Raw genomic sequence first — 23,314 nt, forward strand, 5'->3', positions numbered from 1 at the left:
CCGGTGTTCCTGGACCGCCGCCGGGGCGCCGAGCCCGGGATCCACGCCCTGATCATCGGGATCGGTCACTATCCGTTCCTGACCGGAAACCATCTACGGTACGACGGGAGCGCCGATCTGCGGTCCGCACCGGTGTCCGCGCTGCGGTTCCTCGACTGCCTGCTGGACGACGCGGCAGGACCGTGGTCGCGGCCGGTGTCGACGGTCGACGTGCTGCTCTCCCCGGTGCGTGAGCTGGTCGACCCGGACGGGGTGGCCGTGCCGGTCGCCGACCCGACCAGGCGGAACATCCAGGCGGCCTTCGACGGCTGGCTGGATCGCTGCCGATCCGATCCGGACAACGTCGCGGTCCTCTACTTCTGCGGCCACGGTGTCCAGACCGACGAGCACATCCTGCTGGCCAGCGACTTCGCCGAGAGCGACAACAACCCGTTCCTGGGTTCGTTCGCCTTCGACACCAGCCGGGACGGCCTGCTCACCCAGTTGCCCCGGACGCAGTGCCTCTTCGTGGACGCCTGCCGGGTCCATCTCACCGAGGAGGTACGGCGGAAACGGCTGCTGGGCGCCGGCCCGCTGATCGCCCCGGAGGACTACGCGGAGCGGCTCTGCCGGCACGACCTGACGCTGCGGGCGCCGTTCCTCGACGAGTTCGGCGCGCCGGACGGCGAGGCGCCGGTCTCCTACTTCACGGCTGCCCTGGTGAAGGCTCTGGAAGGCCAGGCCGGGGAGGAGGACCCGGACACCGGGGCCTGGCTCGTGTCGAACGAGTCGATCAGCCGGGCGATGACGACGTTGCTGCAGCGGGAACTGGGCGAGGCGACCGGGCAGGCGGTGGAGGGCGCGCGGATCTACCAGCCGGCGGTGCTGCGGCGGCTGGCGGCGGCGCCGTCGACCGAGGTCCGGGTGCGCTGGGATCCGGAGATCACCTCCGGTGTCGTCCGGTGCACGCCGCGACTGCCGGCCCGGCCGGAGCACCGGTCGGCGGCCTCGGCGAGGCAGCCCTGGCGATTCCCGGCCGAGGCCGGGCACTACGTCGCCACCGCCGAGTGTGACCAGGGCTCGTATGTGGCGGAGCAGCGACCGTTCCTGGCCCTGCCGCCGACCGCCGACGTCCGGGTGCGAAGGCAGCGGTGAGCACCGTGCGGCTGCTCCTGACCAGCGACGACGCCGGGCTGGACGGAACGCCACTGGTGGTCACCGCGCATCCGATGGAGGGTCGCGGCGGCCAGCCGTTCGTCGCCCGGATCGGCGAGCCGCGGACCGTCACGGCGACCGGCCCGCAGTGCGGCTTCGCCGTGGCGCTGCCGGGCGGCGGCACGGTCACCGCCGCCGTCGTTCTCGACGATGGCGACCGGGCGGACCTGGAGGTCGGCCTGCCCGACGCGCACGCCCTGTTCACCACGGCCGACAGCCAGGTGTGGGGCGCCTTCACCGATCCCGGCCATCGCGACTGCTGGATCCGCCTCTGGCGCCGGACCGGCGATTCCCGCGGCTGGGCGGTGGTCCCGTGGCCGGCGGAGCCGGCCGTGGCGTTGCCGGACCGGGTCACCTTCCGGATGGAGCCGCCGTCCGGGGCTCTGGTGCAGACCGGCGGCCGGGGGCTCACCCCGAAGTTCTCCGTGCTGCCCGAGGCGTCGCACGTCGAGGTGACGGTCCGGCCGGCCGCCGGCCCGGTGCCCCGGCTGGCCACCTACGTCACCACCGGCGACCTGATCGCCGAGGTGCTGCGCGGCTACCTGTGGCGAGGGAACGTGTCCGCCTGCCGGCGGATCGCCGCACTCGACTACGGACACCGGGACGTCGGCACGCACCTCGCGCGCGGCTATCTCCTGATGCGAGGGGCAGCGGAGTTGCTCCCGGACCTCAACGTCTGGCATGCGGACGACGCGTTGTGGTGGCCCGATGCCGACGGGGTCCGGGAACCGGCGGATGTCGCCGCGATCCACGGCACCCTGCTGTGGGAGGCCGGGCAACGGGAGGAAGCCACCGCGGCTTTCCAGCGGGCCGGCATCCCGGCCTACCCCGAAGGACTGCGCCTGCTCGCCACCGGCCTGCGCAGGCTCCGTGACCCGGCCTCGCTGACTCTGCTGGAGCGGCTCCTCCCGACGCTGGACGCGGCCGACCTGAGCGAACCCACCACCGCCTGGTTCGGGGCGTCGCCGGACCAGCCGTCGCGCGACGCCCGCGACGACGACTGCGCGCACCTGCCCCACCGGTTCAGCATCTCCGCGCTGTTCGGCACGCCGGCTGCCGGCTTCCGGCCACCGGCCGCTGACCGGGAGCTCCTCGCCGAGGTTCAGGATCTCCTCACCGACGTCCCGGGCTGGACCTTCACGGCGGACCGGTGGGCCCGGGTGGGCGTGCTCCTCGACGACCTGCGCAGCGCCTTGCTGGCCGCGGACCTGGAGGCGTTCCTGGAGCGGGCGGACGATCTGGAGATGCAGGCGCCGTTCCGCGACGTGCAGCCCGGCGCCAGGCTGACGGCGATGCCGCCCCACGTCGGCTCGCTGCTCGCCGAGGTGCGGGAGCTGCTGGCCAGGATGCTGGCCGGCGAGATCCAGCGATGACGCCGGAGGCGATGCGCGAGCGGCGTCGCCGTCGGTGCGGTCAACCGGTTGCTGCGGTGGTCGCCTGGATCAGGTAGAGGACGGCCAGGGCGGTGGCCAGCGTGCCGAGCAACAGGCGCAGCGTCCGCTCCGGGAGCCGGGGCTGCAGGCGGGCACCGAGGTAGCCGCCGATCAGGCCGCCGGCGCCGCAGAGCAGGCCGAGCAGCCAGTGCGGGGCGATGTCGCCCGAGGTGGTCAGGGCCAGCACGCCGTAGGTGGCGGCGCCGACGATCGAGGTGACGAAGGTCGAGGCCAGGGCGGCCGGGGCGATCTGCGTCATCGGGGTGCCGCGGCCGGCCAGGATCGGGCCGAGGATCGAGCCGCCGCCGATCCCGTAGACGCCGCCGACCGTGCCGGTGAGCAGGCTGAGCCCGAGGATGGCGCGGCGCGGCAGCGGCGGCCGGTCGGGAGTGCCCGGGCGCAGCGCGCGGGCGCACAGCCAGAGGCCGAGCGGCAGCAGCACCGCGGCGGCCACCAGGCGGAACACCCGCGGGCCGGGGATCGCGAAGACCCGGATGACCGCGCCCAGCACGACACCGGGCACGGTGCCGGCGATCAGCAGCCGGGCGAGCGGGCCGGTCAGCTGGCCGTTGCGCCGGTAGCGGGCCAGTGCGCCCGGGCCGGCGACGACGTTGAACAGCAGGTTGGTCGGGGTGACCGCCGGGCTGGGCACGTGCAGCACGCTGAGCTGGACCGGGAGCAGGAACACCGCGCCGGACACGCCGACCGGCGCGGTGACCGCGGAGATCAGCAGGCCGGCCAGGAAGCCGGTCAGGCCGGTCGCCACGTCCATGGTCGGAAACGATAGTCAGCCCTGGTACGGCGGTGCGACGCCCCAGCCCCAGTGCGGCACCGGGGCCTGCCGGGGCGGGGTGGCGCCGGGCTGCGAGTTGGCCAGCGCCAGCCGGGTGCCCCACTCGATGTAGCCGAGGAACGCCGCCCGGAACTCCGGGTCGTCGGGCAGCCCGACCTGGTCGGCGGCGTCGATCAGCAGGTTCACCCAGCGGCGCCGCTGCGGCTCGGTGATCGCCTTGCCGAGGTGGTGGCCGAGCATGGCCGGGTAGCCGCCGCGCTCGTCGGTGTAGCGGCTCGGCCCGCCGAACACCTCGCCCAGCCACATCGCGACGTGCCGCGGATGGCCCGGGTCCATCTGCGCGAACAGCGGCCCGATCAGCTCGTCGGCCAGCACCAGCTGGTAGAACCGCTCGGTCAGCCGCTCCAGGGCCTCGGTGCCGCCGGCCCACTCGTACATGCTCGGGACCGAGGCGCCGGCGCCGCGCACCTCGGTCGGCTCGTAGTGGCGCATCTCCTCGATCGCCTCGACGTACGGCCGGATCTCGGCCAGGAAACCGGGGAACAGCTCGCCGCCCCGGAAACCCTTCAGGTGATCGTCGGGGGAGGTCCAGGTGATGCGCAGGATGTAGGTGTCCGGTTGGTCGGCGCAGCGGCTCAACTCGTAGTCGACGCACTGCGGGGCCCGGGCTAGGAATCGGGCCGCGCGGGCATAGGCCTGCTCGAACGCGGCGGTGTCACCAGGGATGCGATACCGGATGTACTCGACCGTCATGCGGTCCACCTTAGACCCTGTAAGCGTGTAAGCATGTAATCAATTGGGTGGCGACGGCGGCCGTTGCGGGCATCATGCCAACCGGATCGGGCAGCGCGCAGGCCCGCCGCCGGGCGGGTGGGCCGAGGACCGGGCCGCCATGATGGGATGGGCGGCGTGCCTGATCTCGCTGACCGGCTTCCGGAGCCGCCCGCGCGCCGGCCCGACCTCGACGACGACTTCGCCGGGCCGCGGCTGCGCGACGACCTCTGGATCGACCACTATCTGCCGCAGTGGACCACCCCGGACCGGTCCGCGGCCCGCTACGACCTCGGCGACCGGGGACTGCGCCTGCGGATCGACGAGGACCAGCGGGACTGGCGGCCGGAGGACGCGCCGCTGCGGGTGTCGAACATCCAGACCGGGACCTTCGCCGGGCCGCTCGGATCCGGGCAGGGCACCCACCGGCACCGGCCGGACGGGCTGGTGGTGCGGACCGCGACGCCGGCCCGGCTGCTCTGGGCGCCGGCCGCCGGGCGGGTCGACGTCACGGTCAGCGCCAGCGCCGACAAGGGCTGCATGTTCGCGGTCTGGCTGGTCGGCACCGAACACCTCGACGCGCGGGACAGCGGCGAGGTGTGCGTCTTCGAGATCGAGGCGGCCGACCTGACCACCGCCCGCTGCGGGATCAAGGCGCACCACGACGACCGGCTCCGGCAGGAGATGACCGAGGTGACCATCCCGGTCGACGCGGCCCGGCCGCACACCTGGACGGCGATCTGGGGTCCGGACGGCACCGTGATCGGGTGCGAGGGCGTCGAGCTCTTCCGCTCGGCGCAGGCCCCGCTCTACCCGCAGTTCCTGCTGATCGACCTGTGGGAGCTGGGCGGGCGTACCGGGAAATATCCCAAGACGGCCTGGATCCACCGCGTCCGCGGCTGGGACAACAGCCGTTAGCAGGCGGCCGGGGTGCCACCGGCGGTGATCGTCTTCAGCGCGGTCAGCGCCTCGTCGACGGTACCGACCTTGGCCATCGGCAGCCCGGGCACCGCGTTGCGCTTGGCCTCGGCGCAGTTGCCGGCCGGCACCAGGAAATACGTCGCGCCGGCCGCTTTCGCCCCGTGCAGTTTCTGCGGGATGCCGCCGATCGCGCCGACCTTCCCGGCCTCGTCGACAGTGCCGGTGCCGGCCAGGATCCGGCCGCCGGTCAGATCGGCCGGGGTCAGCTTGTCGACGATGCCGAGGCTGATCATCAGCCCGGCGCTCGGGCCGCCGATCCCCGCCACGTCCACGGTGACCTGCACCCCGGCCGGGTTGCCGAGCTCGTCCAGGGCGACCGTGACGGCGGTCGACTCGGACTCCTGGAACGCCGTCGCGTTCTCCTGGTTGACCTGCTCGTCGGTGCGGCCGGCGGTGAACACCGCGTCGCGCGGCACCAGCGCCCGCTGCGGATCGGACCAGGCGTCCCAGGCCTCGCCCAGGGTGACGCCGGTCTCCACCGACACCGTGGTGAGCCGCAGCTGGCCGGCCGAGGCGGACACCTCGGCGCCGGTCACGGTGATCACCTGGTGGCCGTCCTTGCTGCCCAGCGTGTCCACCGTCGGACCCGGATCGAGCAGCACGTAGGGCAGCGGCAGGACGGCCGCGCCGACCCCGAGCAGAGCGGTGATCAGGGCGCCAACGGCGATCAGGAGGCCACGACGTTTCATCGGGGCGAGCGTACCGATGGTCGCGCGACGGCCGCCGCCGGGTCGGCCTTGCCCGCCGGTCCTAGCGTGGCCGCATGCCCATCATCTCCTGGCGCAAGGCCGGTCCGGCGGCCGCCGCGGCCGCGCTGCTCGTCGCGTTCGTCGTGGCGCCCGGGCCGCTGGCCGCGATCGGCTCCGGCGGCACCAGGTTCGACGAGGCCGGCGTACGGTCGGCGTTCCTCGGCTACTGGAACTCCGGCGACCGGCAGCTCTCCCCGGAACTGCGCGACCTGGTCGACTACTGGCTGCGCTACCACGTGGCGAAAGGGCTGATCGCCGCGCTGCTGCTGGCGGTGTTCGTGCTGCTCGCGGTGCGGGTGCACAAGGCGTTCCTGGCGCTGGCCGTGCTCGCCCTGGTCACCGTGATGGCCAACGTCCAGGGCGCGGTGGCGCCGTTCGCGTCGCTGTTCCCGATGCTGACCGACGCCCCGCCGCCGCAGCTCCAGCAGCAGTTGGACGCCGCCGCCCCGGTGCCCGCGGTCGCGGTCATGGTCGACGACTTCGCCCGCTACCACGTGGCGATGGCGGTGATCGCCGCGGTGGTGGCCGTCGCCCTGGTCGCGCTCAGCGTCCCGCTGTGGCGCCGCAGCCGCGCGGTGACCGCCGGCCTGCTGGTGCTCGCCGTGCCGATGCTGGTGATCGCGGTCGCCAACACCGGCACCGCGGCCGACCCGGCCCCGGCCCTCGCCGCCCTCTTCCACGGCGGCTGGTGAGCCCGCCTCAGTCGATGTCCTCGCCGTCGTAGAAGATCTGCAGCACCGGCCGGATGACCTGCTCCCGGCGCTCCGGATCCTTGATCGCATAGGGTGGATCGGTCGCCTCCAGGGCCGCTTCGAGCCTGGCGACCAGCCGGTCCCAGGTCTGCCGGTCGAGATCGGCGTCGGTGTGGTCGATCAGCCTGGCCGCCTCCCGGGCCACCTCGTAGTTGTCCTCGACGATCAGGTCGACCAGCAGCGGCAGGAGCGGCCCGCAATCGTACGGCTCGAGCGCGTAGACGAGCGTGCCCCGACGGCCCCGGGTGCGCTCCTGGGTCAGCAGCCCGGCGATCACGTCGCGCGCCTCCGGGACCCGCATGTCGGACAGCGCGAGCGCGGCGGCGACCCGCACCGCCGGGTCCTCGGTCGTCGTGAGCACGTCGAGCAGGCGGACCGCACCGAGCGCCCGGGCCGCCTCCGCGGCCCGGTCCGGGTCGTCGTCGGTGAGCCGCGCGAGCAGGTCGTCCTGGGGAGCTGTCACAACCGGTCATTCTCCTCGGCCTCGCCGATCCACGGGGGCTGATGGCTACCGCTACTGTGTCGGCGTGCGGTGGCGTGGGCGGCGCGTTCTGGGGCTGGGGCTGGCGGGGCTGATCGTGGCGGCCGGCGCCGGCTGGGGGCTGTACGCGTGGCAGCGGCACACCACCTACGGGACCGTGGCCGATCAGCAGGAGCTGAGCGTGACCGTCGCGACGGGGGAGCGGCTGACCCTCGCGGTGCCGGACCGCGGCGCCTCGGCCGGTGACCACTGGACGGCGCAGGTGGCCGCGCCCGACGTGGTGCGCGCGGTGGACGAGCGGCTCGCCTACAGCAGCGTGCACGACCGGCTGTTCGGGCCGGAGCTGGGCGGCGGGGCCGGCACCCGCTACTTCATCTTCGAGGCGGCCGCGCCCGGCGAGGTGGCGGTGACGCTGACCAACTGCTACCGCGGCTGCAAGACGCCGGCCGACAAGGCGGAGTCGACCGCCACGATCTGGTTGGTCACCGTCTCCTGATCCGCCGACCTTCTACAGTTCGTTCGTGACTGTCGATGGGATCGAGCGGCCGGCCAAGCTTCGGGCCGGGGACCAGGTGGCGCTCGTCGCGCCGTCCGGGTGGGTGCCGGAGGAGCTGGTCGCGGCGGCGGCCGCCGTGCTGAGCAGCTGGGACCTGCGGGTGCGGGTGGGTGACAACGTGCTGCGGCGGCACTTCTACCTGGCCGGGACCGACGCCGAGCGGGTCGCGGACCTGAACGAGGCGTTCCGGGACCCGTCGGTGCGGGCGGTCCTGTGCATGCGCGGCGGCTACGGCGCGCAGCGGATCGTCGACGACCTCGACTTCGCCGCCGTCCGGGCCGATCCGAAGCTCTTCATGGGCTTCTCCGACATCACCGCCCTGCACGTCGCACTCTGGTGCGAGACCGGGCTGGCCACCCTGCACGGTCCGACCGCTTCATATCTGGCCCGAAGCCCGGACAGCGCGACGGCGCGGGACATGCGCCGGGCGCTGACGACGGCCCAGCCGGTCGTGCTGACCGCGGACGAGCGGGAGGACAGCTTCGGCGTCCGGACCGCCGGCCGGGCCGACGGGACCCTGCTCGGCGGCAACCTGAGCCTGCTGGCCACCACCGTCGGGACGCGCCACCGGCCCGACCTGACGGGTGCCATCCTGATGCTGGAGGTGGCCGGCGAGGAACCGTACCGGATCGACCGCTCGCTCGTGCAGCTCCAGCGGGCCGGCTGGTTGGACGGGGTGGCCGGCGTCGCGGTCGGCCAGTTCACCGGCTGCACCGACGACGGCCCGACGCCGACGGTCCGGGAGGTGCTCACCGAGCAGCTCGGATCGCTCGGGGTGCCGGTCCTCGGCGGCCTGCCGTTCGGTCACGGCGAGCAGCAGACCGCGCTCGGCCTCGGCGTGCCGGCCGTCCTCGACGCGGACGCGGGAACACTGACGGTTCAGTCGCCCGCGCTGTAGACCATCAGCGCGGTTCGGCCGGCCGGGTTGTAGGCGACCAACGCGGTTCGGTCGGCCGGGGTGTAGGCGACCCGCGCGGTTCAGTCGGCCGGGCTGTAGGCGACTCGCGCGGCGAGGAATTTCGGGGCCATCAGGCAGTAGCTGTCGGTGACCAGCTCGGCGATCTCGGTCCAGTCGGTGTGCTCGCCGAGCACGGCCCCGGCGACGTTGTGACCCCAGGGCGCGCGGAAGTAGGGGAAGCCGGCGGCGGTCAGCCCGAGCAGGTCGTCGACCGGCACCCGGAAGGTCAGCACGGTCGGCGCCGCGCCGTCGGCGAGATGCTCGGCGTAGACCGGGAAACGCTCCGGGTCCGGCTCGTAGACGTGCGCGACGGTCCGTTTCCGGATCCGCCAGCGGACCCCGATCCAGGCCGGCTCCTCGTAGCTCTCGGGCAGCTGCCGGCAGATCGGCCGCAGCCGGTCGAGGATCTCCGGGGACACGTCGCCAGGACCAGACATCAGCCGACCCTAACGGCTGCCGGCGATTTCCGGTACGACGCCCGGCGGCGCGACCGGGCGGGCTGCTTCCGGTACGCGACGCCAGGCGTACCGGAAGCAGCCTGTCATTCCGTGCGCAGGGCCGTCGCGGTCCGGGTGCGGGCCGCCCACCCGGCCGGCAGCATGGCGCCGAGGACCGCGATGAGCAGGCCGCCCAGGCCGAACAGCACCAGCTCGGCGGGGACGTAGATGTCCAGCACCGAGTCGGGCAGGTGGAAGCCGGCGGTGTGGCCCATCGACGTCACGATGGTGCGTTGCAGCAGGACGCCGATCGGGGCGCCGAGCGCGCCGCCGGCCAGCCCGGTGACCGTGACCGAGGCGATCACCATCGTGATGGTCTGCCGCGGGGCCATCCCGAGGGCCTTGTGGACGCCCAGGTCGTGGACGCGTTCCCGGGTCTCCAGGACGACCGTGTTGAGGACGCCGAGGGCGGCGACCGCGATCAGCATCAGGGTGAGCAGCGCGGTCAGCGCGTTGATGATGATCACCTCGTCGGGGATGCCGTTCTCGTCCACGATGGCCTGCGCCTGGAGGGGCCGGAGTGCGGCGTTCAGCTCCTCGGCGTAGGTTCCCGGATCGGTGCCCGGCTGGACCGAGACGGAGAACATCTCGGCCTTGTCGTCCGGGCCGGCCGCGGTGATGATCTGCAGGCCGTCGTTCTCGGTGTTGAACACCTCGCCGACGATGGTCGCGCTGCTCCGCCGGCCGTTCTCGGTCAGCAGGACGGTGTCGCCGACGCTGGTGTGCGTGGCGGTCAGGAACGGCGTCGACACGACGATCTCGCCGGCCTGCCGGTACCAGCTGCCGGTCACCATCCGGTAGCCGTCCGCGCAGGTGGTGCCGGTGGTCTTCAAGGTCTCCAGGTCGCCGGTGACGCCGGCCGCGGACACCTGGCCGGTGGCGACCCCGCAGTAGCCGGCCGTCCCGGGCTGGGCGGTGATCGCGGCGGCGACCGCCGCCGGATCGGTCGTCGTCCCCTTCTGCTGCGCGCCGCCCGGGGTCGGCCCCGGTCCCGGGCCCATGCGGCCCAGTCCGACCTCGACGTCGCCGTGGCTGTCCGCGGCCTGCACCTCGGTCAGTGACGCGGCCAGCCCGACCGAGAAGGTGACCGCGGCGGCCCCGAAGGCGATCGCGATGACGATCGTCGCCGATCGGACCGGCCGGGCGAACGGCTGCGCCAGCCCCAGCGTGACCGGGCGGGGCAGCGGCAGCCGGGCGGTCAGCCGGGCCGCCCACCGGCCACGGCCGGGTGACGGGGTGCGGCCCACGGCAAGAGCGTCGACGGTACGCAGCCGCCCCGCCCGGGACGCGGCGATCCACGCGGTCACCGCGACCAGGGTCAGCACCCCGGCGAGCACGGCCGCGGTCACCCACGGTTCGACGCCGCTGTCGTCCGTACCGTAAAGGTCGTTGGTCTTGGCCAGCACCGGGATGGCCAGCAGGTTGCCGGCGACCGCGCCCAGCGCGGCCCCGATCGTCGCCGGGATCAGCGCCTGGCTCAGGTAGGCGCGGACCACCTGGTGCGGGGTGAAGCCGAGCGCCTTGAGGATGCCGATCCGGCGGGTGCCGGAGCTGACCGCGCCGGCGATCACGTTGCCGACGATCAGCACCGCCATCACCAGGCCGAGCACGCCGAAGGCGATCAGGAAGGGGACGAACAACGCGGCGTCGCTCGCCGCCCGTTGCCGGGTGACCAGCCAGGACCTCGACGCGGCCAGCGAGGCCTCGGGCACGCTCGCCTCGATCGCGGCCAGCCCGGCGTCGACCTGGCTCGCCGACGTCAGCCGGTAGAGCATCTGGTAGCCGGTCGCGGTGATCTGCTCCGGGACCACCCAGGCGTCGGCGGTCTCGCTGATCGACCGGGCCAGGCCGACCACGGTCAGGTCCGGGTTCCGCCACACCGCGCCGATCGCCCGGGAGCGCATGCCCTCCATCCGGCCGTCGCTGAACAGCACCACCTCGCCCGGCTCGGTCGCCCACCGGCCCTTGAGCAGCTTGACGTCGTCCACCCCGCCGGTCGGCTGCGGGCGGCCGACCACGGTCATCGACACCGCCCGGCCGTGGTCGTCGACCGGGGTGATCGTCGCGGTCGGGAACGGGCCGGCGGCCGCGGACACCCCCGTGGCGTGCGCGGACGCGGCCAGCTGCGCCGCCGTGGTCTTGCTCGCGTCGAACTGCGCGGTCAGGTGCGCGCCGTTCTGCTGGTCGAAGGCCCGGTCGAACGGCGCGTGCGAGGCCACCAGCAGGGTCCCGCCGAGCACCGACGCGGAGACCGCGATCAGCACGACCAGGCCGACCACCAGGGTCTGCACCCGGCGGCGGCCGACCCCGGAGCGAACCACCCGGCCCAGCGCGCTCATCGGGGCCGCCCGTCTCCGGCGGTACTCCGGTCTCCGGCGGTACGCCCGTCGATCAGCTCGACGGTCCGGGTCGCGCACGACTTCGCCAGCGCCAGGTCGTGGGTGACCAGCAGGATCGTCTGGCCTTCCCGGTGCAGCTCCTGCAGCAGCCGCTGGACGTCCTCGCCGGAGGCGGTGTCCAGCGCGCCGGTCGGCTCGTCGGCCAGCAGCAGCGCCGGCCGGTTGATCAGGGCCCGGGCCACCGCGACCCGCTGCCGCTCCCCGCCGGACAGCCGTCCCGGGTAGGCGCCGGCGTGCCGCTCCACGCCGAGCGTGCCGAGCAGCTCCCGGGCCCGGCGCTGGGCCGCGCCGCGCGACATCCCGGACAGCTGGGCGGGCAGCGTCACGTTGTCCGCGACGGTCAGGTCGTCGAGCAGGTTGAAGAACTGGAAGACCAGGCCGACCTTGGCGCGCCGGTAGCGGGCCGATCCGGCCTCGCCCAGCTCGTCGACCCGGACACCGTCCACGGTGACCGTGCCGCGGCTGGGCCGGTCCAGGCCGGCGATCAGGTTCAGCAGGGTCGACTTGCCGCTGCCGGACGGGCCGAGGATGGCGACCGCCTCGCCGGCCGTGACGGTCAGGTCCACGTCCCGCAGGGCGGGCGGGCCGTCGCCGTAGCTTCGGGTGACTTCACGCAGCTCAATCATGCTGCCCGAGGCTAGGGGCGCGGGCCGGGCGGCCGCGTCGCTCGCAGGAGCCATCTTCGGCACACCGTCGGGATGAGACGGTCCGGGGTCATCCCTGAGGTGTAGTCCACGGGTGGACGCCCGGCGGCGGATCGACGGCGATAATGGGCGGGTGATCGGCCGGTTGTTGCGTCGGGACGGCACGCTGCCACGGCTCACGTGGCGCGGGCAGGTGCTCGACGTGCTCATCGCGTTGTCGCTGATGCTGGCCGCGGTCTCGGCCGGCGACCACCCGAAGGTGGTCCTGGACCAGCGGCCGCATCCGGGCGTGCCCGACCCCGGGCTGTTCGTGCCGATCCAGGAGAACGACAGCGCCGAGGTGTTCTTCGGGCTGCTGCTCGTGGTGGCGCCGCTGGTGTTCCGCCGGCGCCGCCCGCTGACCGTGCTGTGGATCGTGCTGGCCACCATGCCGTGGCTGGTCGACAACGACTCGGCGCTGCGAGTGTCGTTCTACGCCTGCGTGATCGCCGGCTACACCGCGGCGGTCTACAGCCCCTACCGGATCCTGGCGCTGGCCAGCCTGCCGGTCGCGATGCTGTTCTACAGCGGCGCCGAGGACGGCGCGCCGACCGTCCCGCCCGGCTTCGTCCCGGTGCTGATCCTGGGCGCGATCGCGATCGCCGCCGACGGCCTGCGCCGGTGGCGGCACCGCGCCGCGGAGCTGGAGCGCGACCAGGCGGAGGCGCTGCGCCGGGCCGCCGAGCACGAGCGCGCCCGGATCGCCCGCGAGCTGCACGACGTGGTCACCCACAACGTGAGCGTGATGGTGATCCAGGCCGGCGCGGCCCGCAAGGTCCTCGACGCGTCGCCGGAGCAGGCTCGGGAGGCGCTGCTCGCGATCGAGAGCGGCGGGCGGGCCGCGATGACCGAGCTGCGGCACGTGATGGGCCTGCTCACCATGGACGACGCCGGGCCGGGCGCGGACCTGGCGCCGCAGCCCGGCCTGGACCGGTTGGACGCGCTGATCGAGCGGGTCGCCGGCAGCGGCGTGCCGGTCACCCTGACCCGGTCCGGGCAGCCGCGGCCGATGCCGGCCGGGGTGGAGCTGACGGCGTACCGGGTGGTGCAGGAGGCGCTGACCAACACGGTCAAGCACGCCGCCGGGGCCAGTGCCACGGTGCTCGTCGACTACCGGCCCGACCAGCTGCGGGTGCGGATCACCGACACCGGCGGGACGTCCCGGTCCGCGGCCGGCGCCGGTGGCGGGCACGGCCTGATCGGCCTGCGCGAGCGGCTCGCCGTCTACGGCGGCACGCTGCGCACCGGCCCGCGCCTGACCGGCGGCTACCGGGTCGACGCCGCGATCCCGCTGGAGGGCCGGTGACGCTGCGGGTGGTGGTCGCCGACGACCAGGCGCTGGTCCGGGCCGGGTTCCGGATGATCCTGACCGCGGACGGCATCGACGTGGTCGCCGAGGCCACCGACGGCGCCGAGGCGATCGAGGCGGTCCGCCGCACCCGGCCGGACGTGGTGCTGATGGACATCCGGATGCCCGAGCTGGACGGCCTGGAGGCCACCCGCCGCATCCTCACCGGCGCCGACGGCGAACCCCGCGTGATCATGCTGACCACCTTCGACCTGGACCATTACGTGTACGCGGCGCTGACCGCGGGCGCGAGCGGCTTCCTGCTCAAGGACGTCACCCCGGAACACCTGGTCGCCGCGGTCCGGATGGTCCGCTCCGGCGACGCGCTGCTGGCGCCGGCGATCACCCGCCGCCTGGTCGAGCGGTTCGCCCAGCGCGAGACCGGCCCGCCCGCCGGGCACCGGGAGCTGGGCACCCTGACCGCCCGCGAGCTGGAGGTGCTGCGGCTGCTCGCCCAGGGCCTGAGCAACGCCGAGCTGGCCGCGCACCTGCACCTGTCCGAGGCGACGGTGAAGACACACGTCGCCCGGATCCTGGCCAAGCTCGGCCTGCGGGACCGGGTGCAGGCCGTCGTCCTGGCCTACCGCACCGGCCTGGTCACCCCCGCCTGACCGACTTCCGGTCCGCTTCGGCTTGCGGTGCTTTCGTTTGCGGTCCGCTTCGGCTTGCGGTGCTTTCGTTTCCGGTCCGCTTCGGCTTGCGGTGCTTTCGCTTGCGGTCCGCTTCGGCTTGCGGTGCTTTCGCTTCCGGGCCGCTTCGGCTTGCGGTCAGGGCCGTTTTCGGTACGGCCTCCGCACCCCGCCGTCAGCTGGTGGCCGGCTCCGGGCGGATCGCGTAGTGATGCATGGTGACGCCCTGCTCGAAGCGCCGCTGCTCGATCAGGTCGAGGTCTATCGGCCGGTCGTAGTCGTCGAACAGCGGCCGGCCGAAGCCCAGGATCGTCGGGTGGGTGAAGAGCAGCAGCTCGTCGAGCAGCCCGGCGCGCAGCAGCTGGGTGGCGAGCGTCGCACCGCCCACGCCGATCGTCCCGTCGGTCTCCGCGCGCAGGGCGGCGAGCTGCTCGATCGCGTCGTCGCCGCCGATGATCCGGGTGTGGTGGCCGGCGCTGTCGCGGGTCCGGGAGACCAGCACCTTGGGGGCGGCGGTCCAGATCTCGCCGTACTCCCGGAGCACCTCGGGCAGCGTGGTGTCGTCGCGCGCGGCCGGCCAGAACTTCTCCATCGTCTCGTAGACGACCCGGCCCTGCACCATCAGCGTGAGCTCCCGTGCCCGCGCGTTGAACTCGCGGTGCAGCTCCTCGCTGATCCGCAGCCACTCGCCGGCGCCGTCGTCGCCCGGGACCTGCTCGATGCGCAGGTCGACGGAGACGTTCATCCAGTACTGGAAGCGGCCCATCGGTTCACCCTTCGACTAGTGGTTGCATTTTGCAACCACTATATTGGGGCCGAGATGCCTGTCAAGGAGGAGTCGTGGAGCCACGGTCCGGGTGCCCGATCAACGCCGCCGTCGAGCTGCTCGGCGACCGCTGGTCCCTGCTCGTGCTGCGCGACGTGATCTTCGGCGACCGCCGGTACTTCCGGGCCCTGCTCACCGGGTCGATCGAGGGCATCGCGTCGAACATCCTGGCCGACCGTCTCAAGCGCCTGGTCGACGCCGGCCTGCTCACCCGCGGCGCCGCGGCCCGCGGCCAGCGCGCCCGTTTCAGCCTCACCGAGGCCGGCATCCAGACCCTGCCGGTCATCCACGCCCTGGGCAACTGGGGCCTCGACTGGACCGCCGGCACCCCCGGGCTGCGCGTCCGCCAGGAGTTCATGCGCGCCGCCGGTCCCGCCTTCCTCGAGGACCTGATGGACGAGCTACGCGTCCGCCACCTCGGCGCCACCCCGAAGCCGGCCGCGGGCCCGACCGCTTTCGACCGGCTGAACGCCGCCCACGCCGCCGGGTCAGGAGAGGCGGGATGAGCCGGCGCGCGCCTTCTCCAGGAGGGTGAAGAGGATGGTCTGCTCCTCGGGGGTGAGGCGGCCGACGGTCTCGGTGAGGACCGTGTCGACGATGCCGGAGCCGGCCTCGTAGGCGGCGGTGCCCTCGTCGGTCAGCGCGTGCCGGACGGCTCGGCCGGGGCCCTCGACGCGGCGGAGCAGGCCGCGCTCGATCATGCGGCGGGCCAGCTCGCCCATCGACTGGTCGGTCTGGAAGGTCAGCTCGGCCAGGGCGTGCAGCGACGCGTCCGGGTTGCGGTGCACGTGCCGGAGCACGTCCCACTGCACCAGGGAGAGGCCAGCCTGCGCGGACAGCCGCCGGTTGCTCTCGCGGTGATGGACCCACTGCAGCCGCTTGACGGCCAGACCTACGTCCTGCTGGGAAGGCACGCCGCCCAGCCTAGGCCACGATCACGGCACATTGCAAGGTTCCTTATACAAGGAACCTGATATACGGTGGGTCCATGACGATCACCATTCGCCCCGAAGACGTTCCGGTCCGCGGCGCCGGCGCTCACACGTTCCTGCTCCTGCACGGCGGCGCCGGGCCCGGCTCGATGGCCGGGTTCGCCGATCTGCTCGCCGAGCGCACCGGATCCCGGGTGCTGCTGCCCACCCATCCGGGCTTCGGCGGCACCCCGCGGCCGGACGCCCCGGCCACCACCCGCGACCTCGCCGCGGCGTACGCCGAACTGCTCGACCGCCTCGGCCTGTCCGGGGTGACCGTGGTCGGCAACTCGTTCGGCGGCTGGCTGGCCGCCGAGCTCGCCCTGCTCGGCGGCCCCCGGGTCGGCCGCGCGGTGATCGTCGACGGGATCGGCGCCGAGGTGCCCGGCCACCCGATGACCAGCGTGGCCGGGCTGGACCCGGCCGGCCTGCGCAGGCTGTCCTTCCACGACGAGCGCAAGGCGCCGCGCCCGCCGGCCGGTGGCGGCCCCGGCCCGGACATCGCCGCCCTGGTCGGTTACGCCGGGCCGGCGATGTCCGACCCGACCCTGCTGGAGCGGCTCGCCGCGGTCACCGTGCCGGTGCACGTCATCTGGGGCGAGAGTGACGGCATCGTCGGGGTGGAGTACGGCAAGGCGTATGCCGGGGCGATGCCGCACGCCACCTTCACGGTGCTGCCGGAGACCGGGCACCTGCCCCAGCTGGAGACGCCGGGGGAGCTGCTCGACGCCATCCGGTCGCCGGTGCGCTGAGGTCGTACCGTCGAGCGGGTCTTATCCGGCGAGCCAGTCGAGCAGCAGGGCGTGGAAGCGGTCCGGCTGCTCCAGGGACGGCAGGTGGGCGACGTCCGGCCAGTCGACGCGGCGGACGTCGGGCAGGCCCGCGCAGAGCCGGTCGGCGGCGTCCAGCGTGGTGGCCAGGTCGTGCGCGCCGACCAGGACCAGCGTGCGGGCGCGCACCTCGGCCAGCCGGTCCAGGGCCGGCGGGTCCAGCTCGACCTCGTCCGGCTCGGCCGGCCAGTTCTCCTGGATGTCGAAGGCGCGGCGCTGCATGCGGCGCACGGCGTCCTGCACCTCGCGGTCGACCGTGGCCGGGTCACGGCCCGGGCCGACCACCCAGGCGGCGATGTTGGCCTCGACCGCGGCGTCCAGGTCGCCGGCGGCCAGCGCGGTCCGCTCCGCCTCGAAGAACGCCTTCAGATCGTCGGTCAGCTCGGCGAGCAGGCTGCCGCCGGGCGGGGCGAGCAGCAGCGACGCGACCAGGTCCGGGGCGGTCAGCGCGACCTCGACCGCGACGCCCGCGCCCATCGAGGCGGCGACCAGGTGGCAGCGGTCGATGCCGAGCCCGGCGAGCGTGCCGATCACCTCGGCGGGATGCGACAGCGGGCCGTCCGGCGGGGTCGCCGACTCGCCGAAGCCGCGCAGGTCCAGCCGCACCAGGGGGTGGTCGCCGGCCAGGCGGTGCCACTGCGGGTCCCACATCCGGCGGTCGGCGACCCCGGCGTGGATGAAGACGATCGGCAGACCGGCGCCCGCGGTGGCGTGGTCGAAGGCGAGAGATGTCACAGGACTCCTGGCGTCAGGCGGGTGAGCGGCCCCCAGGCAAGCACGCGGGCCGCCGCCGCGCAACGGGAATACTCAGATCCGCGCCGTGCCCGCCGATGGCGACGACGTGCGGCGGGAGACGGTGTGGCTCGGGTGGATCGTGGCTGGAGTGCTGGCCACGGCCGGCTACTACGCCGTGCCCACCGACAGCCTGGCCGCCAACCTGTTCTACAACGGGATCGGGCTGAGCTCGGTGCTGGCCATCCTGGCCGGCATCCGGCTGCACCGGCCGCGGAACGCGGCGGTCTGGTACTGGTTCGCCGCCGGCCAGTTCACCTGGGCGGTCGGTGACCTGGTGTGGGAGTACTACCAGTACGTCCTGCTCCAGGAGCCCTACCCGTCCGCCGCCGACATCTTCTACCTGGCCTCCTACCCGATGCTGGCGATCGGCCTGTGGCTGCTGATCCGCGGCTGGGGTGGCGGCGCGGCCCGGCTGGCCGACGCGGCGATCGCCGGCGTCGGCGTCGGCCTGGCCCTGTGGATCTTCGTGTTGCACCCGATCGCCAGCGACTCGACCGCCTCCGCGGTGGAACGGGCGATCAGCACCGCCTATCCGGCCGCTGACGTGCTGATCCTGGCGCTGCTGGCCCGCCTGCTGGTCACCCGGGACGCCACGATGAGCATCCGGCTGCTCGGGGCGGCCGGGGTGCTCCTGCTCGCCGCCGACGTGGCGTACTCGGTGGTCTCGCTCTATGCCGACGGCGACGACCACCTGATCTCCGGCGGCTGGCTGCTCTCCTACGTGCTGTGGGCCGCCGCGGCGCTGCACCCGTCGATCACCGCCGAGGCGGCCGAGGAGGACGGTTCGGTCCGGGTCGGCCGGGTGCAGTTCGCGGTGCTCACCGTCTGCGCGCTGATCGCGCCGGCGCTGCTGTTCATCCCCGGGGTCGGCGCCGACACCGTCGACCGGGTCGCGATCGGCGCCGGATCGGTGGTGCTGTTCCTGCTCTCGGTGACCCGGGTGCTCGGCCTGACCCGGACCGTGCAGGGGCAGACCGTCGAACTGCAGCGGATCGCCCTGCACGACGACCTCACCGGACTGCCCAACCGCCGGTACTTCGAGCAGGCGCTCGGCGAGATCACGCCGGGCGGCGGCTCGCTGCACGTCGTCTTCCTCGGCCTGAGCGGCCTCAAGAACGTCAACGACGAGCTCGGCCGACCGGTCGGCGACCAGGTCGTCGCGATCTCCGCGGCCCGGATCTCCGGCGCCGCGCCGGAAGCCACCCGGGTGGCCCGGATCGGCGGCGACGAGTTCGCCCTCGCCCTGCCGGACGCGGAGACCGCCGACCGGGTCGTCCGGCGGCTGGTGTCGGTGCTGCGCGAGCCGGTCCACGCCGGCGGCCACGAGCTGCTGGCCGGCGCCGCCATCGGGGTCGCCGAGGCCGGCGGTGTGGTGGAGGCGCTGCGCCGGGCCGAGGCCGCGATGCACGCCGCCAAACAGACCGGAGAGCCGTGCCGGACCTGGACGGCGGAGCTGGACGAGCGGGCCGGCGAGCACGCCCGGCTCGGCGCCGAACTGCGCGCCGCGCTCGACGCCGGCCAGTTCCAGGTCGTCTACCAGCCGATCGTCCGGATGCCGGAAGGCCGGGTCACCGCGGTCGAGGCGCTGGTCCGCTGGCAGCACCCGCAGCGCGGGATGGTCAGCCCGGCCGCGTTCATCCCGGTCGCCGAGCAGAACGGCCTGATCGTCGAGCTGGGCGCCTGGATCCTGCAGACCGCCTGCCGGCAGATGGCACGCTGGCGTGCCGAGCTGGGCCCGACCGGCCCGGACCGGATCAGCGTCAACGTATCGGCCCGGCAGCTGGCCCGCGCCGGCTTCCCGGCCACCGTCGCCGCGACGCTGGCCGCCACCGGGCTGCCCGCCCAGTGCCTGACCATCGAGGTCACCGAGACCGCGGTGTTCGGCGGCGGGCAGGCGCTCACCGCGCTGCACGAGTTGCGGGCGCTCGGCGTCCGGATCGCGCTGGACGACTTCGGCACCGGCCACTCGTCGCTGGGCCTGCTGCAGACCGTCCCGGTCGACGTGCTGAAGGTGGACAAGTCGTTCGTCGACAACATCACCGAGGCCGGCCGGCACACCGTGATCGCCCGGGCGCTGATCCAGGTCAGCGAGGGTCTCGGGCTGACCGCGGTGGCCGAAGGGGTGGAGACCGCGGAGCAGGCGGCGGCCCTGTACGACCTGGGCTACCGGCTGCTGCAGGGCTACTACTTCGGCAAGCCGTCGGCGGACCCGGATTTCCAGCCTCGCCCGGCGGCCGCCGTACCGGTGGCCTAATGTCTGGGGGATGCGCACCGTCAACGCGATCGCCGCTCCGTCGGCGACCGAACCGCTCGTCCGTACCACCATCGACCGGCGTGACCTGGGGCCGCGCGATGTGCTCATCGAGATCCGCTACGCCGGGATCTGCCACTCCGACATCCACACCGTCCGCGGGGAGTGGGGCCAGGTGCCTTACCCGCTGACCGTCGGCCACGAGATCGTCGGCCGGGTCGCCGAGGTCGGGGCCGAGGTCGATCGTTTCGAAGTGGGCGCCCGGGTCGGCGTCGGCTGCATGGTCAACTCCTGCCGCAAGTGCGGCAACTGCCAGGCCGGGCAGGAGCAGTACTGCGAGAACGGCAACATCGGCACCTACGCGAGCACCGACCTGGACGGCACGGTCACCCAGGGTGGCTACTCCACGCACATCGTGGTCGACCAGGACTTCGTGCTGCGGGTGCCGGAGAGTCTTCCGTACGAGAAGGTGGCGCCCCTGCTCTGCGCCGGGATCACCACCTACTCGCCGCTGGCGCACTGGAAGGCCGGCCCCGGCAAGAAGGTCGCCGTCGTCGGGATGGGCGGCCTCGGCCACATGGCCGTCAAGATCGCCGCCGCGATGGGCGCCGAGGTCACCGTGCTTTCCCAGACGCTCGGCAAGAAGGACGACGGGCTCCGCTTCGGCGCCGAGCACTACTACGCCACCAAGGACCCGGCGACCTTCGAAGCCCTGAAGAACACCTTCGACCTGATCATCAACACGGTCAGCGCGCCGATCGACATGGCCGCCTACCTGCGCCTGCTCCGCCTCGACGGCACGCTGGTCAGCGTCGGCGCGCCCCCGGAGCCGCTGCCGGTCCCGGTCTTCGCGCTGTTCGGCAACCGCCGCTCGTTCGCCGGCTCGAGCATCGGCGGCATCGCCGAGACCCAGGAGATGCTGGACTTCTGCGCCGAGCGGGGGATCAGCCCGGAGGTCGAGCTGATCACCGCCGACGCGGTCAACGAGGCCTACGAGCGCGTGCTGTCCTCGGACGTCCGCTACCGCTTCGTGATCGACATCGACTCCCTGCGCTCCTGAACGATCCGCCCGTGAGGATGCCTGCCCAGGCATCTTCACGGGCAAGGTCCGCCGCCCTCTTCCGGTGGTCCCGCCCCATTGCCGCCGCCTCCCGGTACGCCGTGAGCGCGCGCCCCGGCCACCGCCCCGCGAATCCGCGCTCCGCGTCCGTCGGGCCTCTTCTCCCGTCCGCCTCTCGGGCGTCGGGCCTCTCGCGTGTCGGGCTTCTTCTCCCGGCCGTCTCTCGCGTGTCGGGCCTCTCGGGCGTTGGGCCTCTCGCGTGTCGGGCCTCTCGGGCGTTGGGCCTCTCGCGTGTCGGGCCTCTCGCGCGTTGGGCCTCTCAGGTGTCGGACTTTTCGCGTGTCGGGTCTCCTCGTTGGTCAGCGGTCTCCCAACTCGGTGATCGACCGCTCCAGCCACTCGGCGAGCAGCGTCCGCTCGGCCGCGGTGAGCGCGGGCAGCTCTGGCACCGTCGTCGAGAAAGCCACGGTGACCGCGAGCGGGCCGGCCGAGGGAACAGCCGGCGCGTCGGTCAGGATCGCCGCCGTCACCGCGTCGAACAGGTGGTCGGCCAGCCCCAGGTCCCGGCGCTCGGGCGGGCTCGCGAGCAGCGCCAGCACCGCGCCCGTGCCGGCCGCGTGGATCATGTCGACCGCCCGCTGCTGATCGACACGCAGCAACCCGGCCTCGGCGAGCCGCTGCACCCGGCGCCGCAGCACCTGCGCCCCGGCCTCCACCGCCCGCGAGTCCGAGCTGCGGCCCGGCGTGACCAGCAGGGCGAACAGGTCCGGGTTGGCCAGCCCGAAATCCACGTGCACCTGCCATCCGTCGCGCAGGTCGGCCACCGGATCGTCGGACTCGTCCTGCACGCTCTTCTCCGCCACGTAGGTGGCCATCACCTGCTCGGCGACCGCATCGAGCAGGCCGTCCTTGTCGCCGAAGAGTCGATAGATCGTCGGCGCCTGCACGCCGGCCGCCGCGGAGACCGCTCGGGTGGTCACCCCGGCGGCCCCGGTCTCGCGCAGCAGCCGGGTCACGGCCTCGACGATCGCTGCCCTGGTGTTGGTCACGGATCGATGCTAACAGACTCTTGCTATCGCCGATAGTGCAGCGCTAACGTTGCGGCGTTAGCGAAGATAACAGGAGGTCGTCATGATCGTTGTCACCGGTGCCACCGGGCGCCTTGGCTCCCAAGTCGTCGAGCGGTTGCTGAGTCGCATCCCGGCGGATCAGGTCGGGGTCAGCGTGCGCGATGTCGCCCGAGCTGCGGCCCTCGCCGGCCGTGGCGTGCGGGTCCGGCAGGGCGACTTCACCGAGCCACAGAGCTTGAAGCACGCCTTCGAGGGCGCCACCTCGGCGCTGATCATCTCCGCGGGGATCCGCGGGCACGAGGCCGCCGTCTCGGCGAACCGGGCAGCCGCCGACGCCGCCTGCGCCGCCGGCGTCGAGCGGATCCTCTACACCAGCCATCAGGCCTGCTCGCCCAGTTCGCTGTTCGCCCCGATGTCGGTGCACGCGGCCACCGAGGAGCACCTGGCTGGCCTCGGCACCCCGTTCGTCAGCCTGCGCAACGGTTTCTATGCCAGCACCCTCGGGTTCTATCTGCCCGAGGCCCTGGCGACCGGCCGCTTCACCGTGCCCGATGACGGCCCGGTCTCCTGGACCGCGCATGCCGACCTGGCCGAGGCGGCCGCTGTCGCGCTGACCCGTCCCGAGGCGTTCGACGGGGTCACGCCGCCCTTGGTGGCCGACCGGACGTGGACGTTCGAGCAGGTGGCCGCCGAGTTGTCCGCGATGCTCGGCCGTGAGATCACCCGGGTCGTGGCCACCGACGAGCAGTGGCGGGACGCGGCCGTCGAGCGCGGCATGCCACCCCAGGCGGCCGACTTCACGCTGGGCTTCTTCCGCGCCGCCCGCCGCGGCGAGTTCGACGTGGTCGATCCGGCCCTCCCAACGGTCCTCGACCGCCCGACGACTCCGCTCCGGACCACCCTGGAGGCGGTCGGCGGTCTTGACTGAGGGCGTCACCTTCCGGGCGTTGGAGGCGGTCGGCGGTCTTGACTGAGGGTGCCGCCTTCCGGGCGTTGGAGGCGATCGGCGGTCTTGATTGAGGGTGCCGCCTTCCGGGCGTTGGAGGCGATCGGCGGTCTTGATTGAGGGTGCCGCCTTCCGGATCGCTCGGGAGGCGATCGGGTGGCCTTGGCCAGGGGCGCCACGTCGCAGGGCATCCCGGCAGGCGCGCTGCCGTAGCGGTCCGGCCTGTTTCCGCCTGACCTGGGCATCGCCGGCCGCTGACTATTCGATCTGGGGGATGGCGGAGGCGGGCTGACGACCTACGTTGCCCTTATGGGTCACCGCGAGCCTCATCGGGAAGTCGG

At 73.4% G+C, this 23,314-nt stretch carries 24 protein-coding genes; 13 read left to right on the forward strand and 11 right to left on the reverse strand.

Annotation, left to right across the window (positions count from 1 at the left end; all coding sequences use genetic code 11):
- The first annotated feature begins 3 nt into the window (after window positions 1-3).
- Window positions 4-1,134 (forward strand): caspase family protein, encoded by a 1,131-nt coding sequence (locus BJY16_RS25655; RefSeq protein ID WP_185042118.1) that lies wholly within the window; start codon window positions 4-6, stop codon window positions 1,132-1,134.
- Window positions 1,131-2,567 carry a CATRA system-associated protein gene (locus BJY16_RS25660; RefSeq protein ID WP_185042119.1) on the forward strand — a complete coding sequence of 479 codons (1,437 nt, stop codon included), beginning with the start codon at window positions 1,131-1,133 and terminating at the stop codon, window positions 2,565-2,567. The genes BJY16_RS25655 and BJY16_RS25660 overlap by 4 nt, the downstream gene beginning before the upstream one ends.
- Window positions 2,568-2,607: 40 nt before the next feature.
- Here BJY16_RS25660 and BJY16_RS25665 read toward each other — a convergent pair whose 3' ends face one another.
- A complete protein-coding gene (locus tag BJY16_RS25665) occupies window positions 2,608-3,399 on the reverse strand; it encodes a sulfite exporter TauE/SafE family protein (RefSeq protein ID WP_185042120.1) in 792 nt (263 codons plus the stop codon).
- A 15-nt stretch (window positions 3,400-3,414) separates the two neighbouring features.
- A complete protein-coding gene (locus BJY16_RS25670) occupies window positions 3,415-4,173 on the reverse strand; it encodes a group II truncated hemoglobin (RefSeq protein WP_185042121.1) in 759 nt (252 codons plus the stop codon).
- 156 nt (window positions 4,174-4,329) lie between these two features.
- On the opposite strand from BJY16_RS25670, the gene BJY16_RS25675 reads away from it, so the two are divergent.
- A complete protein-coding gene (locus tag BJY16_RS25675; protein WP_239177036.1) occupies window positions 4,330-5,109 on the forward strand; it encodes a LamG domain-containing protein in 780 nt (259 codons plus the stop codon).
- Here BJY16_RS25675 and BJY16_RS25680 read toward each other — a convergent pair.
- Window positions 5,106-5,861, reverse strand: a complete 756-nt coding sequence (locus BJY16_RS25680) for a YlbL family protein (RefSeq protein WP_185042122.1) — start codon at window positions 5,859-5,861, stop codon at window positions 5,106-5,108. The two genes, BJY16_RS25675 and BJY16_RS25680, sit on opposite strands and share 4 nt — an antisense overlap.
- A gap of 74 nt (window positions 5,862-5,935) precedes the next feature.
- On the opposite strand from BJY16_RS25680, the gene BJY16_RS25685 reads away from it, so the two are divergent.
- Window positions 5,936-6,613 carry a hypothetical protein gene (locus tag BJY16_RS25685; RefSeq protein ID WP_185042123.1) on the forward strand — a complete coding sequence of 226 codons (678 nt, stop codon included), beginning with the start codon at window positions 5,936-5,938 and terminating at the stop codon, window positions 6,611-6,613.
- A gap of 7 nt (window positions 6,614-6,620) precedes the next feature.
- Here the strand turns inward: BJY16_RS25685 and BJY16_RS25690 are convergent, their stop codons facing one another.
- Window positions 6,621-7,136 (reverse strand): HEAT repeat domain-containing protein, encoded by a 516-nt coding sequence (locus BJY16_RS25690; RefSeq protein WP_185042124.1) that lies wholly within the window; start codon window positions 7,134-7,136, stop codon window positions 6,621-6,623.
- Between the two features lie 64 nt (window positions 7,137-7,200).
- Here BJY16_RS25690 and BJY16_RS25695 point away from each other — a divergent pair, with 64 nt between their 5' ends.
- Together BJY16_RS25695 and BJY16_RS25700 are read left to right on the forward strand one after the other, a co-directional pair.
- Window positions 7,201-7,650, forward strand: a complete 450-nt coding sequence (locus BJY16_RS25695) for a protease inhibitor I42 family protein (RefSeq protein WP_185042125.1) — start codon at window positions 7,201-7,203, stop codon at window positions 7,648-7,650.
- Between the two features lie 25 nt (window positions 7,651-7,675).
- The gene (locus BJY16_RS25700) at window positions 7,676-8,608 is read left to right on the forward strand and encodes a S66 peptidase family protein (RefSeq protein ID WP_185042126.1); all 933 of its coding nucleotides are present in this window, start codon (window positions 7,676-7,678) and stop codon (window positions 8,606-8,608) included.
- 80 nt (window positions 8,609-8,688) lie between these two features.
- Here the strand turns inward: BJY16_RS25700 and BJY16_RS25705 are convergent, their stop codons facing one another.
- The 3 genes from BJY16_RS25705 to BJY16_RS25715 form a co-directional block, all read right to left on the reverse strand.
- Window positions 8,689-9,105 (reverse strand): MmcQ/YjbR family DNA-binding protein, encoded by a 417-nt coding sequence (locus tag BJY16_RS25705; protein ID WP_185042127.1) that lies wholly within the window; start codon window positions 9,103-9,105, stop codon window positions 8,689-8,691.
- 104 nt (window positions 9,106-9,209) lie between these two features.
- A complete protein-coding gene (locus BJY16_RS25710) occupies window positions 9,210-11,504 on the reverse strand; it encodes an ABC transporter permease (RefSeq protein ID WP_185042128.1) in 2,295 nt (764 codons plus the stop codon).
- Entirely contained in the window at window positions 11,501-12,190 is a 690-nt protein-coding gene (locus BJY16_RS25715; RefSeq protein ID WP_185042129.1) for an ABC transporter ATP-binding protein, read from the reverse strand. Before BJY16_RS25715 ends, BJY16_RS25710 begins: the two co-directional genes overlap by 4 nt.
- 112 nt (window positions 12,191-12,302) lie before the next feature.
- Here BJY16_RS25715 and BJY16_RS25720 point away from each other — a divergent pair, with 112 nt between their 5' ends.
- Together BJY16_RS25720 and BJY16_RS25725 are read left to right on the forward strand one after the other, a co-directional pair.
- Entirely contained in the window at window positions 12,303-13,553 is a 1,251-nt protein-coding gene (locus BJY16_RS25720; RefSeq protein WP_311775332.1) for a sensor histidine kinase, read from the forward strand.
- Window positions 13,550-14,206, forward strand: coding sequence for a response regulator (locus BJY16_RS25725; RefSeq protein ID WP_185042130.1), 657 nt, complete (start codon window positions 13,550-13,552; stop codon window positions 14,204-14,206). Before BJY16_RS25720 ends, BJY16_RS25725 begins: the two co-directional genes overlap by 4 nt.
- A gap of 193 nt (window positions 14,207-14,399) precedes the next feature.
- Here the strand turns inward: BJY16_RS25725 and BJY16_RS25730 are convergent, their stop codons facing one another.
- Window positions 14,400-14,990 (reverse strand): dihydrofolate reductase family protein, encoded by a 591-nt coding sequence (locus BJY16_RS25730; RefSeq protein ID WP_185042131.1) that lies wholly within the window; start codon window positions 14,988-14,990, stop codon window positions 14,400-14,402.
- Window positions 14,991-15,064: 74 nt separating this feature from the next.
- On the opposite strand from BJY16_RS25730, the gene BJY16_RS25735 reads away from it, so the two are divergent.
- Window positions 15,065-15,556, forward strand: a complete 492-nt coding sequence (locus tag BJY16_RS25735; RefSeq protein WP_185042132.1) for a winged helix-turn-helix transcriptional regulator — start codon at window positions 15,065-15,067, stop codon at window positions 15,554-15,556.
- Here BJY16_RS25735 and BJY16_RS25740 read toward each other — a convergent pair.
- The gene (locus BJY16_RS25740; RefSeq protein ID WP_185042133.1) at window positions 15,539-15,964 is read right to left on the reverse strand and encodes a MarR family winged helix-turn-helix transcriptional regulator; all 426 of its coding nucleotides are present in this window, start codon (window positions 15,962-15,964) and stop codon (window positions 15,539-15,541) included. The two genes, BJY16_RS25735 and BJY16_RS25740, sit on opposite strands and share 18 nt — an antisense overlap.
- A 74-nt stretch (window positions 15,965-16,038) precedes the next feature.
- Here BJY16_RS25740 and BJY16_RS25745 point away from each other — a divergent pair, with 74 nt between their 5' ends.
- Window positions 16,039-16,773, forward strand: a complete 735-nt coding sequence (locus BJY16_RS25745) for an alpha/beta fold hydrolase (protein WP_185042134.1) — start codon at window positions 16,039-16,041, stop codon at window positions 16,771-16,773.
- A gap of 21 nt (window positions 16,774-16,794) precedes the next feature.
- Here BJY16_RS25745 and BJY16_RS25750 read toward each other — a convergent pair whose 3' ends face one another.
- Window positions 16,795-17,586, reverse strand: coding sequence for an alpha/beta fold hydrolase (locus BJY16_RS25750; RefSeq protein ID WP_185042135.1), 792 nt, complete (start codon window positions 17,584-17,586; stop codon window positions 16,795-16,797).
- A gap of 85 nt (window positions 17,587-17,671) precedes the next feature.
- Between BJY16_RS25750 and BJY16_RS25755 the strand changes: the two genes are divergently transcribed.
- Both BJY16_RS25755 and BJY16_RS25760 read left to right on the forward strand, forming a co-directional pair.
- Entirely contained in the window at window positions 17,672-19,900 is a 2,229-nt protein-coding gene (locus BJY16_RS25755; RefSeq protein ID WP_239177040.1) for a putative bifunctional diguanylate cyclase/phosphodiesterase, read from the forward strand.
- Between the two features lie 10 nt (window positions 19,901-19,910).
- Window positions 19,911-20,957: an NAD(P)-dependent alcohol dehydrogenase gene (locus BJY16_RS25760; protein ID WP_185042136.1), complete on the forward strand. Its 1,047-nt coding sequence runs from the start codon at window positions 19,911-19,913 to the stop codon at window positions 20,955-20,957.
- Between the two features lie 359 nt (window positions 20,958-21,316).
- On the opposite strand, the gene BJY16_RS25765 is transcribed toward BJY16_RS25760, so the two are convergent.
- Window positions 21,317-22,006: a TetR/AcrR family transcriptional regulator gene (locus BJY16_RS25765; protein ID WP_185042137.1), complete on the reverse strand. Its 690-nt coding sequence runs from the start codon at window positions 22,004-22,006 to the stop codon at window positions 21,317-21,319.
- A gap of 82 nt (window positions 22,007-22,088) precedes the next feature.
- Here BJY16_RS25765 and BJY16_RS25770 point away from each other — a divergent pair, with 82 nt between their 5' ends.
- On the forward strand, window positions 22,089-22,955 hold the full coding sequence (locus tag BJY16_RS25770) for an NmrA family NAD(P)-binding protein (protein ID WP_185042138.1): 867 nt from the start codon (window positions 22,089-22,091) through the stop codon (window positions 22,953-22,955).
- Window positions 22,956-23,314 lie beyond the last annotated feature (359 nt).

Source organism: Actinoplanes octamycinicus, from assembly GCF_014205225.1.
In the GTDB taxonomy this organism is placed as follows: Bacteria; Actinomycetota; Actinomycetes; order Mycobacteriales; family Micromonosporaceae; genus Actinoplanes; species Actinoplanes octamycinicus.